The sequence below is a fragment of the Paenibacillus sp. B2(2019) genome, assembly GCF_008370385.1.
Taxonomy (GTDB): Bacteria; Bacillota; Bacilli; order Paenibacillales; family Paenibacillaceae; genus Paenibacillus_AQ.
The window spans coordinates 429,122-442,786 of record NZ_VTZR01000025.1 but is presented as its reverse complement, the minus strand read 5'-3'; the positions used below and the strand labels follow the sequence as shown (position 1 = coordinate 442,786).

General features: G+C 41.1%; 17 protein-coding genes. 5 read left to right on the top strand and 12 right to left on the bottom strand.

Going from position 1 to position 13,665, the window contains the following annotated elements:
• The first annotated feature begins 17 nt into the window (after nucleotides 1-17).
• Together PAENI_RS27295 and PAENI_RS27290 are read left to right on the top strand one after the other, a co-directional pair.
• Entirely contained in the window at nucleotides 18-1,292 is a 1,275-nt protein-coding gene (locus PAENI_RS27295; RefSeq protein ID WP_149647427.1) for a S1 family peptidase, read from the top strand.
• A 27-nt stretch (nucleotides 1,293-1,319) separates the two neighbouring features.
• Complete coding sequence (locus PAENI_RS27290) at nucleotides 1,320-1,664, top strand: DUF3221 domain-containing protein (RefSeq protein WP_149647426.1); 345 nt, start codon at nucleotides 1,320-1,322, stop codon at nucleotides 1,662-1,664.
• Between the two features lie 399 nt (nucleotides 1,665-2,063).
• Here PAENI_RS27290 and PAENI_RS27280 read toward each other — a convergent pair whose 3' ends face one another.
• From PAENI_RS27280 to PAENI_RS27270, 3 genes are all read right to left on the bottom strand, one after another.
• Nucleotides 2,064-2,597: a PIN domain-containing protein gene (locus PAENI_RS27280; RefSeq protein ID WP_188114707.1), complete on the bottom strand. Its 534-nt coding sequence runs from the start codon at nucleotides 2,595-2,597 to the stop codon at nucleotides 2,064-2,066.
• Complete coding sequence (locus PAENI_RS27275) at nucleotides 2,581-2,904, bottom strand: PIN domain-containing protein (protein ID WP_149647423.1); 324 nt, start codon at nucleotides 2,902-2,904, stop codon at nucleotides 2,581-2,583. The genes PAENI_RS27280 and PAENI_RS27275 overlap by 17 nt, the downstream gene beginning before the upstream one ends.
• A gap of 105 nt (nucleotides 2,905-3,009) precedes the next feature.
• Nucleotides 3,010-3,288 carry a holin gene (locus PAENI_RS27270; protein WP_149647422.1) on the bottom strand — a complete coding sequence of 93 codons (279 nt, stop codon included), beginning with the start codon at nucleotides 3,286-3,288 and terminating at the stop codon, nucleotides 3,010-3,012.
• A gap of 346 nt (nucleotides 3,289-3,634) precedes the next feature.
• On the opposite strand from PAENI_RS27270, the gene PAENI_RS27265 reads away from it, so the two are divergent.
• Complete coding sequence (locus tag PAENI_RS27265) at nucleotides 3,635-4,054, top strand: stress protein (protein WP_262495754.1); 420 nt, start codon at nucleotides 3,635-3,637, stop codon at nucleotides 4,052-4,054.
• 57 nt (nucleotides 4,055-4,111) lie between these two features.
• On the opposite strand, the gene PAENI_RS27260 is transcribed toward PAENI_RS27265, so the two are convergent.
• The gene (locus PAENI_RS27260) at nucleotides 4,112-4,351 is read right to left on the bottom strand and encodes a YolD-like family protein (protein ID WP_149647421.1); all 240 of its coding nucleotides are present in this window, start codon (nucleotides 4,349-4,351) and stop codon (nucleotides 4,112-4,114) included.
• A gap of 98 nt (nucleotides 4,352-4,449) precedes the next feature.
• Between PAENI_RS27260 and PAENI_RS27255 the strand changes: the two genes are divergently transcribed.
• Both PAENI_RS27255 and PAENI_RS27250 read left to right on the top strand, forming a co-directional pair.
• Nucleotides 4,450-4,716 carry a hypothetical protein gene (locus PAENI_RS27255; protein WP_149647420.1) on the top strand — a complete coding sequence of 89 codons (267 nt, stop codon included), beginning with the start codon at nucleotides 4,450-4,452 and terminating at the stop codon, nucleotides 4,714-4,716.
• A gap of 945 nt (nucleotides 4,717-5,661) precedes the next feature.
• The gene (locus PAENI_RS27250) at nucleotides 5,662-6,372 is read left to right on the top strand and encodes a hypothetical protein (protein WP_149647419.1); all 711 of its coding nucleotides are present in this window, start codon (nucleotides 5,662-5,664) and stop codon (nucleotides 6,370-6,372) included.
• A 376-nt stretch (nucleotides 6,373-6,748) separates the two neighbouring features.
• On the opposite strand, the gene PAENI_RS27245 is transcribed toward PAENI_RS27250, so the two are convergent.
• From PAENI_RS27245 to PAENI_RS27210, 8 genes are all read right to left on the bottom strand, one after another.
• A complete protein-coding gene (locus PAENI_RS27245) occupies nucleotides 6,749-7,504 on the bottom strand; it encodes a M15 family metallopeptidase (protein ID WP_149647418.1) in 756 nt (251 codons plus the stop codon).
• On the bottom strand, nucleotides 7,504-7,962 hold the full coding sequence (locus PAENI_RS27240; protein ID WP_262495753.1) for a phage holin family protein: 459 nt from the start codon (nucleotides 7,960-7,962) through the stop codon (nucleotides 7,504-7,506). Before PAENI_RS27240 ends, PAENI_RS27245 begins: the two co-directional genes overlap by 1 nt.
• A 122-nt stretch (nucleotides 7,963-8,084) precedes the next feature.
• Nucleotides 8,085-8,795 carry a hypothetical protein gene (locus PAENI_RS27235; RefSeq protein ID WP_149647417.1) on the bottom strand — a complete coding sequence of 237 codons (711 nt, stop codon included), beginning with the start codon at nucleotides 8,793-8,795 and terminating at the stop codon, nucleotides 8,085-8,087.
• Nucleotides 8,796-8,800: 5 nt separating this feature from the next.
• Complete coding sequence (locus tag PAENI_RS27230) at nucleotides 8,801-11,566, bottom strand: pyocin knob domain-containing protein (protein ID WP_149647416.1); 2,766 nt, start codon at nucleotides 11,564-11,566, stop codon at nucleotides 8,801-8,803.
• Complete coding sequence (locus PAENI_RS27225; protein WP_149647415.1) at nucleotides 11,556-11,879, bottom strand: hypothetical protein; 324 nt, start codon at nucleotides 11,877-11,879, stop codon at nucleotides 11,556-11,558. The genes PAENI_RS27230 and PAENI_RS27225 overlap by 11 nt, the downstream gene beginning before the upstream one ends.
• 2 nt (nucleotides 11,880-11,881) lie before the next feature.
• On the bottom strand, nucleotides 11,882-12,424 hold the full coding sequence (locus PAENI_RS27220) for a DUF2313 domain-containing protein (RefSeq protein ID WP_149647414.1): 543 nt from the start codon (nucleotides 12,422-12,424) through the stop codon (nucleotides 11,882-11,884).
• Nucleotides 12,421-13,251, bottom strand: coding sequence for a baseplate J/gp47 family protein (locus PAENI_RS27215; protein ID WP_149647413.1), 831 nt, complete (start codon nucleotides 13,249-13,251; stop codon nucleotides 12,421-12,423). The genes PAENI_RS27220 and PAENI_RS27215 overlap by 4 nt, the downstream gene beginning before the upstream one ends.
• Nucleotides 13,248-13,661, bottom strand: coding sequence for a DUF2634 domain-containing protein (locus tag PAENI_RS27210; RefSeq protein ID WP_262495752.1), 414 nt, complete (start codon nucleotides 13,659-13,661; stop codon nucleotides 13,248-13,250). Before PAENI_RS27210 ends, PAENI_RS27215 begins: the two co-directional genes overlap by 4 nt.
• Between the last annotated feature and the right edge of the window lie 4 nt (nucleotides 13,662-13,665).

The window sequence follows — 13,665 nt, the reverse complement described above, 5'->3', positions numbered from 1 at the left end:
CTTTTAAGAGGTGACTTATGGAATTAAAAAAAAGAACAGTACTAATGTTTACCGCTGCTATCTTATTTTTGTGTTCTGGGAGTGTAAGTGCGTCGTCTGAACTTGATTCTTATGATTACACAAAAGAAGAATTGTCTTTTAGACAGCAATTCGGATTAGACACTAATATCAGCAAGGTAAAACAAATGGACTCCAAAGATGACAATATAATGGTAGACTCTAAGTTCGGAGTTAGGTTGACAAAACTAGAGGAAGAACAGCTCATAAAGCGTATCAATCATCAAACAGAAAATTTACCCTTAGTTAAAGAGTACCTAGATAAAAATATAAAAGATGGGCTTGTTTTTATTGACCAAAAGTCTGGAGGGATTATAAACGTTGGTATTAAAGCTGATACTAATAAAGATCAATATGAATCTGATTTCAAAAAAATATATGGTGACTCCAGTTTAATAAATGTCTTTGTTACAAAATATTCTGAAAACGATTTAAACGAGCTTAATGAAAAATTAATTTCTTTGATAAATACTGATTTTAACGGAGTTACGATTACCGATACGTTAGTAGATTTAGCAGAGCAAAAAATACAGGTGGGTGTGAAGGACTTTAATGAAACGAAGAGAAAGATATTAGAAGAAACTTTTAACGCCGATATGTTATCTATAAGAGAATCTGCTGTCGTTTCGGATGATGTTGACAGAAATTCAACTTACAATCCTCTTCAAGCAGGGACAAAAATAGTTAACAATAACACCGGTGGTTACTGTAGCATAGGTTTTTTGGCTAAACCATCAGGAAGCATTTCAGGATACATTGTTACTGCCGCCCATTGCGGGACTGCCGGTAACTCCTTCAATCAAGGTACTAATAATGTTGGTGCGATAGGTACAAGAGTCTATGGTGGAAGTGTTGATGCTGCAACAATAGGTACATCAAGCTTATCCTATTCCAATGATCTCTATACATCTTCCAGTAGAGCAGGATATTTCGATACTGTTCAGGCAAACGACTTCGCAGGAAGTATGGTTTGCATGTCTGGAGCTTCATCAGCCACTAATCCAGTATCGTGTGGAACAATATTGAGCAAATCTGTATCATATAGTATTGATGGGGTAACTTTTAGTAACTTAAGATCAGCTAGCTACACCTCTGCACCCGGGGATAGTGGCGCACCAACATATTATGGTACTGTATTAATGGGAATCAATAAAGGTCGTCATAATGGAAATGCTGTTTATTCTTATATTGGTAATGTACTAAATGCTATGCCTGTACAACCGATTTTAAACTAATGTCGTAACCACTAGAGGAGAAGGTCCATGTTTCAAAAACCACGTACTACTATTAAATGGACTCTTATTTTTGTTTTTTTGTTATTAGTCACCGCCTGTAATAAGAATGATGAAGTTTTGAAAGGAATTGTACACACAATAGATTTAGAAAATAAAAGAATTTTAGTAATTTCTGAATTAAAAGAAGAAGACTTGAACAAGGATTTCAAAGAAGTCCTTGACTCTGGTGAGTATTCCCAGGCCATTTGGGTAAGTAAGGTTACAACTTCTAAATATAAAAAAGGTGATCAAATTGAAATATCCTATGACGTAAGTGATGATTCATTTCCAGCACAAGTGACCGCAAAAAAAATCACTAAAATCAAGAATTGAACAATGAAAAATAGAATCTACTATGAGGAAGCGGCGTCCCCAAAGGGAAGCCGCTTTTTTGTGTAGAATTAAAGAAATATGGGACATTAAATAAATTCAACATCGCTCTTAAGGGTGATTTCTGAATCAGGATACCCTTCCGAACAGTTAAGGTTAATAGAGTTTTTTTGCCCTTATGCCAAAACCATCCTAAACTCAAATTCACTTCTCATGTAATAAGCATCCGCAACTTTAACGCTAACTGGACTCCATTTTTGTACTGGACCTCCACAATCAATTATACAGCTAGCTAGATCACCTCTACGTTCAAGTATATCAACTTCAGACTGTTTTAAAGCAGCCGTTAGAAATTCTGCATCCGTGTTCAAGACTTTGTATATATTACTCAAGAAAACACTCCTAATGATTGTAATAGTCCTCTAAGGCATCTAACATATCTGCCTCACCAACCCATTGATTTTCGGCTTGTTTTACCAAATAATTTTCAAGTTCCTCTACGACCAGTTGTGTTGCAATAGATTCTTGTTTGAAATCATCTTTCAATGTTTTGTATAATAACCCTCTGAACTGCACGATGCTGTTTAAACCTGAACAGTTCAAATCTTCTTCAATATGGGGGTGGAATGTTTCCCGCTTATCTTTGCTTGCAGAAAAGTCTTTAAAATTTTTCGTTATAAAGAATATCCTATCTTCTTCATTAAGTGGGATATAATCTTTAATACTTATTAATGTTTCTATAATTAACGCATCCTGATAAGATGGATCGTTACGATGGAGTGGGCATTTTTTAAACACCTTTCTTCTGAACACTCTCGAAAGTAATTTTTCATCTGTTTCAATTTTTATTGAATTTGTATTATTAAATAATCGATTGACTCTGTTTATACTACCTCTTATATATTTTTCCTTATTCCTTTCAAGAAAGAATATCACTATATTCTCGTAACGAACTTATAGTTCTTTTAGTCATGTCTTTATATTTTCTGTCTTTGGACTCAACATTTATCCAATAGCTCTTATCTAATGTTGCGATTGTTTGCTTAAGTTCAACTCCAATACCTTCAATTAAAACAGGAATACGCCTTAACGTTTCAACAACCACTATCTCAGGAATAATTAGGCTTACATCTCCCCAATCTAATAAATCTTTTATATGGGAATGTGCTATAGACGGAGCATCTGGTGCCCTACTCACTACCATATCTAAGTAAATATTTGTATCTAAAAATAAATATTTCACCAATTAATTCCTACCTTCGAGAATATTTTTTCTCCAGTTTATTCTTTATGGAACAATCTGTAAACGACAAAAAAACCACCTGCCGAAGCTAGTGGGCATGCTTTCTTACTCTTTTGTTGTCCCATCCCTCTTACTAAACGCTAACTCAAACAATCCTGTAGCTGATAGCCCCGCAAGGCCACCAGACCATAAACGTAACACTAAAGATAAGTCCGTAAATGGATAAGCTACAACCCCGATCAACAAGCCGATGACTAAACCGATTGCAGGAAGCACGTTGTTAGAAACATTAAAAGTTTTCTTTACAAACTGTACCCCTGCTAATACAAAAACAGCGATCACCGAGGCGAACGCCAGTACATTAGTTAGGTTTTGATTATCCATCAATTATTTATCCCCTCTCTTAAATAAACCTAGATTAAAGAACATCTACTCCCTTAATTCACTTGTATTCGTGTATATTCAAAAGTCTACTTTAACAGCTTTTTTAAGACTTATTACTCTTAACTAATCGCTGATATTCATTTGTATTCGCCGAGAATGTTATTTTTAACGTTATTTTTTTATATGTTAATCTACTTAAGACCAACGCATTACGAGTGCGACCCGCTCCGAGCTAGCCGTGCATGGCTGGTCTTCACATATATTGTTCTTTGTTAAATACATAGCTTCATTTTCCTAAATCTGCTAAACTGATTTTGTAAAAATATCAGGAATAGTGGGGGTAACGATGGGGAAAAAGTTAAGTTTGTTGCTATTGGCAATGCTGTTTGTAATCAGCGGGTGTTCAAGTGATTCCGGCAGTTCTGTAAGTGCTGGCGATGTTATTACCAAATTTAAAGAGGCTGGATTAGAAGCAGAAGACGCAAGGGCGCTGACCAGTGAGGATATGGGTATTGCTCCTATGGCCTTTGAAGAAGGGCAACGTTTTGTTTTGCCATCGCTTGGTGAAGATGTTGGCGCGCGAGTTTTTGTTTTCAAAAAAACCAGTGATCTTGATGATTTAAAAAAGTATTATGATGAAATGGGAAAAGCCTCTGCAATGTTTTTTAGCCACACCTATGCAAAGGATAAGGTTCTACTTCAACTTCCAGGGAAACTTGAAGAAGAGCAAGTGAACAAATATAAGGAAGTTATGGACAAACTATAAAATCAAGCCCCGCTGATTAAACGGCGGGGCTTTTCATATTTCTAAACGCTTGGGAATTTAATATGTAGCAGCAATAATTTCGGACATCTCTATCCAATCCCAATCGTCATCTGACCATCGGAGCTTGATCCGCTTAAGCTTCCGATCCACCTGCATGACAATGCCTTTATAGAGCACTTCTTTATAGAGGTCAAATAGTTTTATCGTAACCGGTTCGTGGTCGGCCATGGAATGATACAGGGCTAGATCAATTAACTCCCATTCCTGTTCATCCAGAACCGGCCTTTCCTTTTTCATTTATGCGAACATTCGTTCTTTATGCAATGGATCTTTTTAGGTTGTCGCTTCTTATAAGTGAATCTTATATAATGTTTAAAACGCGTAGAGGTGTGAATATGAATAACAAAGAAAAAAGAGAACCTGTGACCATGAACGTTAAGGAAATAAGGCAAGAAATCCGGGCTGCCGTTTCAATGGGAGAACAAATCGTCGTCTTTATATCTCATACCCGCGAGCGAATTAAGGGAATCGCAGGACATTCGAATGATCCAAAGAGAGTGAAAATTACCACTGATGAAGGTCTAGTGTGGGTACCGATCAGTAATGTGGAGAGTGTGTCGAGGGTAATAAGGTTAAGGATCGAGGGCACTACTGAAGAATGAAAAAGAAGCCCACCAACCGAAACCAGTTGACATTTAACTACAGACTTTTCCCGTCTATTTTATTTAATCAAGTAATTTTAGAATACAGTTATATGAACAATCTATTACCAGATAAAATGAATAAACTGACTGATGGAGTTTTTATTCAGAACGAGGTGTGTAAAGATGGATATGATTCTAATAGATGTTTTCTACCCAGTTTGCAAACAAATAAAGGCAAAGGTAAAAGACTATTCGGTAAGGGATAAGGAACATCTACTATTGAATAATCAAACGTATCCTATGTTAATTTGTAGTAATTGTGAAGAACAAATTTTAAAAATCCTTAAGAACCATATTGAAAAAACGAATGATTTGTAGATTTAAAAAAGCCCACCAGCCTATAGTGGGCTTTTAAGTTATTCCTTCGTAGAACCTTTCGAAGTTTTATTAAATGCCAGTTCAAGACAGCTAGCTAGGATGCCAGACTATAACCATAGTTAGCGATAAAACATTAAAGGGGTAAACCACTGGCGCGATCAGTAGTGATTAATGGGGAAAGGCTTTTCGGAAATAAATAATTTATTTTTTAATTTTGTTTCACGATTTATTTGAGTTCTTTTTTCGATTTATAAAGGTGTTGATTATTAGAAACAGAACTAGCGCAGATAAAAGTATATTAGATATAACTAACGTAGCATTCAAGTTATCTATACTTTTCGAGATTTCGTTACCAGTATATCCAATTGTCGAATTTACGTTACTTACTTGACTACCAACGTTGTTCACAGGTTGAGTTAAATCATTTGAATTCAATGCTTCGACCTCCTCCAAGATAATAATAAATAGTAACTCATTATGTATTATTATTCAATTATTTCCCATAACATTTATCACTTACAATGAATTCTTTTGATGGTAATATTTTCTTGTACCAAAAATACATTTATTTGGAGGAAAATGAATATGTTTGAAGCTAAAAAGTTCTTTACTGCCTCTCTAGCCACTGCTTTACTACTATCTTCTGCCGTTGTTGCCTCAGCTGAAATTTCCCCCCCTGATGAAGCTACTATTTCAATTCAACAAGAGTTCCCATTACAGCTTGATGATATGACAACAATCACAACACCTTACGATCCCGTACTCTATGACTTTATTAAATCAGAAGAACCCAATGAAGTAACTGTTAAAGTTGCGGAAAAGACTTCAGGTCGAATTGTATCAACCTATGGCGAAAAAATTCAAACTCAAGACAATCCTGGTAAAATGGCTATCATGGCAACTGGTACTTATACAACTAGAACTGTTTATAGAACTTATACAGATCGTGAGGTCAATGGTAAGCACTTTGCTGGAGCTGATTTATACACAGTTTATAACTGCTATCAGTCCGGATCTTTTGGACAGATCAATTCTGTTTCTAGTACATATTGGTCCCCAATGGGTGGTGGAGGCAACTTCTACTTAGAAGCTCCAAATGCTCAATCGCAACCTACAGGTAAAGTTAACACTTTCCCTACTAATCAAGTTACAACAACAGGTACTGTAGTACTCACTACAAAAGAAACTTCAGCCTTTGGAATTTCTATTTCCAAATTTGCTTTCAATCTAGGTACAGATGGATATAGTAGATTACCAATAAGAGACGCAGCTTATAACATTAATTTTGGTGAGTAATTAGTTAAACTTATCATTTACACTCGAGCAAGCTCTTTGTTAAAAAAAGAGCTTGCTCTTTGTTTATAGCCTAATAGTGAGAATTATTAAGTTCTTAATTTTTCGTGTAACATTCAAAAATGGGGGTAGCCACTTTAATATTATCAGCTAGCCCTCCAACCCACAGCAATAGAGTTAAATCTAATTCGGTGAATGGGGAAGTAGTTACACCAATCAACAGGCCGATAACTAACCAATCAAAGGCAACATGTTTTTAGGCACGTTAACTATAGTCTTCACGAACTGTATTCCTGCCAACACAAAAACGGTGATCACCGATGCTAACGCCAATACATTAGTTAGGTTTTGATTGTCCATTGATTATTTAACCCCTCTCTTAAACCAGACCAAGATTAAAAAACATCTGAATGATATTAAGCTCTAGCTTTGACTTGTCTGCTGATGTGGTTATCGCACCAGCTGCTTTAGCAGCTGTAATGGCCTCTGTATAATTGCTAGCATACGTTTCCTTACCTGAGATATTTAAACGCTTCTCCATAGCTACTAGACGTTCATCCTGATTTGTTACGATAGCTTCCAATTCTGCAATTTTACTCATGTCTTCCTTTACCTCCTCTTTTAGTCGATCTATAATAGCCGTTGCCTTTGCCATAGCGATTTCTGACAGATTAGCACCCGCACGTAATTGTGAGGTTGTCAGCCCAAAAGTCATTTGAAAATGCGGCGCATCCTTAATAGAGACAAAATCACCGCCCCACTCGAAGCCGAGAGCTTTAGCCTCCTGAACTACCTCCGTCCAATCAGCTACCTTGTCACCGTCACCGTCACGTTTTAAATCCCATGACACCTGTTTGCCATCCAGTAGTAACAACGCAAAGTCTATGGCAAGTCCATAGTTGTGATAACTGGTCCCACCCTTTGCGTTGGTCACTATAGATCCGGGTTTTGTACGTCCTTGTACGTAAAGAGCGTCTTGCTCAGCAATAGTCCGTAACCCTTGAGTTATGATGATTGGCACTCCCCGAGCGTAACAGCGTTCAATTAACACTGTGGTAGCAGCCATCACAACTGGGTTTAATCCTATCAATCTTGTAGCTGATTTGCTCTTTACTTGATCCAGTGTGAGAGACATTACTCCTCATCCCCTTTTCTACTGGCAGCGCGTTTAACTTTTTTATCCAACTCGCTACCTACCCATTTGAGTACTACATCTAAGACTGGCAATGGGAGCGAATCCCCCCACCCTGCCCGAATTGAGTTAGCAGTCATGCTCTGTAACACGTGATACAACGTACCGATTGCTAGTGCACCAAATATCGCTCCAGGCAATCCGAACACCATATCAAGCAGATGTCCTCCCGCTGGCAGCAGTAACATAAAAAATGTCCGAAACACTCCATCAATACCGTACTTACTGGCATAGGTGTTGTCCTTCTTAGCGGCTCTAATACCCGATAACCAATCCATGATAATAAAAAATAAAAGTGCAGCCATAATGGTTATGACAGCATCCGCCTCCCCATATAAAAAATCAAACACTGAAACAGCTACTGCCCCAACTGCAGATGCAGCGATTTGTGATTTTGTCAATTTCCTTCCCCCTCAATATAAATAGCCCCCGTAACAGCTACGAGGGCAAAATAATAACGCCTATACGGCGTAGTTTCAAGACACAGCAGAGTATGAACAAATAGATTCAGAGTACATTCTCATTATCCCCAACACTCGTAGGTAACTATCCCGCTTACAAAGCCGCCATTAAACCCTACACACATATCAAATCCGTTATCTAATAATTGAAAGTATCCGTCGCCAGTCCCTTGTTTGGTGCTGGACATTGCGGCTCCACTGCCGTTCTGCATCGTGTTCACCATCCTGCCAGGATACATCTCGCAGATAGTACAAATTTTATCAGCGGCAGGTGCGGAGGAGTAGGCTATGACATATTTTGGTTTAAATCCTGTGCCAGTAACAGAAATTTTACTATAAGAACCAGCGGCGTAAGGTCTTGTTTCCCCTTTGGTGTACTTTGGAGAAACAGAAGTTCCTAAAAGCTTTTGACCTTGGCTATAAGCTATTACTCCTGCTCTGATATCTGCCGCTGTTGCATTAGCGTCTGAGGTGGCTGTACCGTCTAGCCCTAACATTTCTACACCCATTATGATGTTCTTCGCGGAGACGTGTAAGGGGTCTACATACGTCAGTTGAGAACCTTCGTTGAGCGCTAGATACTTACCCGCACCTAAATTTTTAGGGTATATAGATAGAATGCCCTCCTGCATGTAAGCACCTACGTTTGTGAACTCTTGGTCGCCCATGTTTTTCATAGCGCCCATACCGTTGTAAGTGTCTCCGGCGCTGAATCCATACCCTTCAAGTACTTGATTCGGCGTAGCTTCCCCAGGCAAAAATAACTTAGTCATTAGATTTATTCCTTTCTGAGTGCAGCGGTAATATTTACAGGAAAACCGCCACCTGAAATTGTTATTTTTATTGAGATAGGCGTGCCAGCCTTAGCCATAATGAAAGCAGGAACATAGGTGTAACAATCAATAGCCAGCGTGGTAGACGGGCAAATTTCTAATGTCTGCATCCCTCTATTCATGTCTCCGTAGGTCAAAACGATCTTCGTGGTATTAGCCCCTTGCAAGGAAAGGTATACACTAGCGGTGTACGCTCCATCTACCGTAGGCGTATATGACAGAACTTCCAAATTGCTAGACGCAATAGGGACTAGCATATTTTCTTTTTTGGCTACATTGCCGGATACTCCTTCAATTTCCCCTACGCTATTTCGGATTGGAATCGTGTTAGGAGTTGCGGTTTGGGAAGGTGCATAACCGTTCAGTGTATTGGCGTTGCCGTATGATAGAGTTGTGTTTAATACGTTGGTGATACCCGTCTCCGTGGTGATAGGTTCAACCGACCAAGTTCCCCCTAAGCCGGAAGCTCCCGTGTGTCCCGCTAAAACCTCCGAAACCTCTATCTGAGGAAAGTTCCAAGCAGTTCCAACTCCTCCTAGGAGGATACAGCATTTTGAACCATCATATGCGAATCGCACTGAATTAAATGGCGGGTTTCCTATAATATTCGCTGTAGTTTGCGCCCATCCCGTGGTGAAGTTATACCCCCCAAGAAGTAGCTCCCAAGCGCCTTTGCCTGTAACGTACTCGTATCCGCTAATCTTGATTCGCATCATTGCTTGTGTCCAACCCACAGGGAGGGTTATCTTCATTGTGCCTGTTGTAGCTCCACCGAGACCGTAGGAGGCTAAGTCCGAGTATTTATACGAAGTTCCTGCGTACCTCCTAGTAAGCATCGCTTCCATTACCCCTATACCGCCACTGGTTATATTGGATACCCACGGTGTCCAGACGTTAGATCCATTTCTAAAGCGTGTTTTTGTATTCCCAGTTAATACGTCTGTCACCTCTTGTTTTACAAAAGGGGAGCCGCCGTCAGTCCTTGATATGATCAATACCCCGAAAGATATATTCGGTGGTGGATTTAACAACCCCGTAGCTTGACTCATGGCGTAGACACCGTTTGTTGTTAACGTGTTAAAATCTGTGTTATTAGCAATTGCACTTCTCGTCACAAGTAGTTCAGCATCGTTTTTTCCCGTCCACCATTTCGCCCACGGCTGCCATATACCGTTATTGACTTTCTGCCGTACCCACGTTCCTCCAGTAACACCAAACCACATTTGCCATATCCAGTTACCTACACCGTCATGTACTTCTCCTGAGCTGACGTGTACTACAGCTTGACCGTACCCCGTTTCAGGAGCACCAGTAGCAGAAGAGCCAATAGCATGAACGCCTGCTGTGTAAAGGGTGTCCATATTGAAAACAGTGGTTGTAGTGCCGCCTAATGAGTTATAAGTGTTAACTCTCGGTAGCTTGGCATTGGCGTCCAAACCTCCATAACCGCTAGCAATGTTCTTCTTACGCGTAGTCTCAACTTCTTCCCAAGGACCCCATGCACCCTGATACACGTTCCGCGTGTAGATAAACATCTCACCTGTGCCGGGTATTCCGAAAGTAGTGAACCACTGATTTACGCCGTTGTGTCGTGACACCCGCAGGTGGAACGCAGACGATGCGGGTTTATTCGTAATAGTAGCCGCTATAGATGATGTTCCTTGGTAATACTCCCCTTCGGAAGTGTACGTGTTCAGGTCTGCACTAGCAGGAATCTCTACAGCCTTACGTGCGATGTTAGAAGGAATCTGTGCATCAGGAACTTTAACATTTGCATCTAGTCCAGCAACACCGTTGGCAGCTCCTTTGTCTGTTTTAGGAATAGACGCATTCTTTGCGTTTGTTTCAGCAGCATTCCACGCAGTACGCTCTGCGGATGTGACGTGTACTACTGTGTTATCGACGTGCGTCTTAGTAGCAGCTAGTGTAATGTCAGGTGCATCGAATGGATTGGCTTTTCCTGTGATGGCTTTGAAGTACTTGGTAATCCAAGAGAACCATTGTGTGATAGAACCTGTTAAGCTATAGGGAGTAGTAATCGAAGGATCCGCTGTACGATTACCTATCGTTGCATCTGTAGCCGATCCCGCAGCACCAGCTCCAGGTGTAAGCCCAGCTAACTTCGCCTTCTCTGCAGAAGAATAATCCTCTGTTGAAAGTTGTTTGCCTGATACCTTGTCCACTTTTCCCGAGAGCTGGTTGGTGACTGTGGCCGCAAAGTTTGGATCATTATTCAGTGCATCTCCGATTTCCTTTAGTGTATCCAGAGCATCCGGCGCGGCCCCGACCACAGCTTGAATACGCTGGTCAGTCTCCGTTTTACTGTAAGTGGATGACTTATCTGCCTTTGCAAGCAACGCGGTATCTGCATAGGTTTTGGCAGATGATAGAGCAGCATCTGCTTTAGTCTGAGCACCTGCAGGTGTCTCCTTGGCTTTCCATTCCGCTCTTTCAGCAGCCGTTATGTGCTTAACCGTATCTTTTTTATGTGTATCAATATCCGCAGCGTTTTGATCTGCCAGTTCATGGACGGTCTCAATACCATCTTCTATGTGATTCAAACGCTGAGCTGTAAGACGTGTACCTTCTTGGACCAGTTCGTACAAAGGCCGTCCGGTTTGTGGGTCAGTCTTTTGCTTTCCCGAGGAATCCCTTATCGGCTTGGTCAAGTCGGGAATCTCGTCCTTCCATTGCTGCTTGTTATACGCCACCAACATTCGCCTCCAATCTCAAAACTATTTCAAAGGCAATCAAAAACCCCTTATCATTTTTTGTAACGGTAAGGGGTTGATCTGCCAGTATGTTACCTTCAGCATCCAGCAAAGCAGCTCCTAAAAGCTGTTTGCCGACGGCTTGCGTCTCTGTTATATAAATGTACTTTCGAACAGAAAGTCCAGCTACAACCGTGTTGTAAATAGGATACGTCGTCTGAACGCCTCCTATATTCACTCGAGCGCTAACGATATAACCATTCAAATCTGTAATCAACTTCTCCAGAAACAACTGCTTAATAACGTCTGCCATTACTACCCTCCCCCAAACGGTACTTCAAACCCACAAATCGGGAAGTCCACTCCATGCGAGTACCCAGTACCTTTTATATTAATGACTTGCGTTGGAACTACTGAACTAAATACTGCTCGACGAATATGAACCGGACGCACGTATTCAAAATCAGCCTGCAGACCTACCATGTTAAACGGTTGAACTAAGGAAAATTCAAAATGGATCTCTTTTGCTAAAAAATCCTCTGAAACACTTATCAACTTACCATGCTGATTCCCCAGTTCCCGCAGCAGAGGTAACTTAAAAGGACGATCGCCCCAGCGCTTCCGACGTATCGCCTCTCTACGTTCATCGTCACTTCCCTCTTGAGTCTTCCGGAAGTACATCCACTCCCAAATCCACAATGACCAGGTAGATCTCCTAAGGATAAACTGATTGCTCAAATCATCTATCGTCTGCAGGCGTTCATCCATTTCTTTCTCAAAAACCGAAAAATGCCGGTCTGCCATATCAATCTCATACCAATAAGGTGGCAGCATTTCGCGATATCTCAGTGGGATCATAACAAGATCACTTCCACTCTCAAAACAGATGACAAGGGGAGAATAATATCCTCTACATCCCCATTGAGGGTTAAACTCTCATAATCATCCACGCCAGGCAGCAGTAGCAAGGCAGCCACATAATTGTATATTAGTTTGGAACGTCCACTCGCGTAATCCAACACACGCTGTTGAATGGTTGTTGCCAGCACAGTAAGGTCTGTACCGCTAGACGTTAACAAGCGTGTCTCTAAGCGTACATTAAAGACCGGAGCCGGATGTACCAATAAGTCATGCCCAGCGATCCGTCGCTCCTCCCACATCCATGCTTTGACCCTCTCAGCAAATTCATCAGTAATAGGCTGTCCGTCCAGGTCGGTCAAGTAAAGATCAACGGAATTGTCATGCCGTTCTTTTTCACGGGAAATAGCTCCACCCACACCTGCCATCTCCGTGGCCCAGGTTTCATAATCTTTACGACGTCCGCTCCCAATTTCCGTAGCAGCACGTTCAAGCATACGCAAGCGAAATGTATCATCACTCTCACCTTCCTTGCGGGTAAGACCTGCAGCCCATCCGTGACCATCGAGATACTCAGAGTCCGCCCAGATGGGAAAGCCCTGAAGGAATCCATAAGTCCATAGCATTTGCTGTTCGGCAAGCTCCAACGCAAGAGGGTACCACAAATCATAAAAGTACTCCCCTTCTCCTGTTGGCGGCGGTGGTAACCCTCGTTCAAGCGCCAGGGCTATGGCACGGTTCACCCAACGTTGATAGATCTCCTCTGGCTCTTCTTCTAGGATAGGCATGTAGGGGAGTGACGGTAAATCACTCAGTTTAATGGTCATACACTAATCGCCTCCTCCAGTTCCACTTGACCCGCTAAGCCAGTTATCAATATTCTAAGATGCATATCCTGTCCTTCTCGCACCATCGATCGCACCTCAGCACGGACAATCTCGGTATGAGCAGTCAAAGCTTCCTCCATATCTCGTTTGATCTCTACATCTTCCCAAGTAGACCACTCCGATCTCTCCACGCCAACTTCTTCCCCATACAAGACATAACGAAAGCGTTCTGTATTAAGGATTTTGAGCGCTGTCTGAACCAAGTACTCAGCATAAGAACCTGTCTTCTTCGGATAACCATCTTCAGTAAGAACGGCGCGCCGGTTACGATAATCGATCACGTAAGTCCATTTTGTAGCCGATACAACCGATTCTGTAAGCTCGACTTCTCCAATGTCTGATATGTCCAATTCA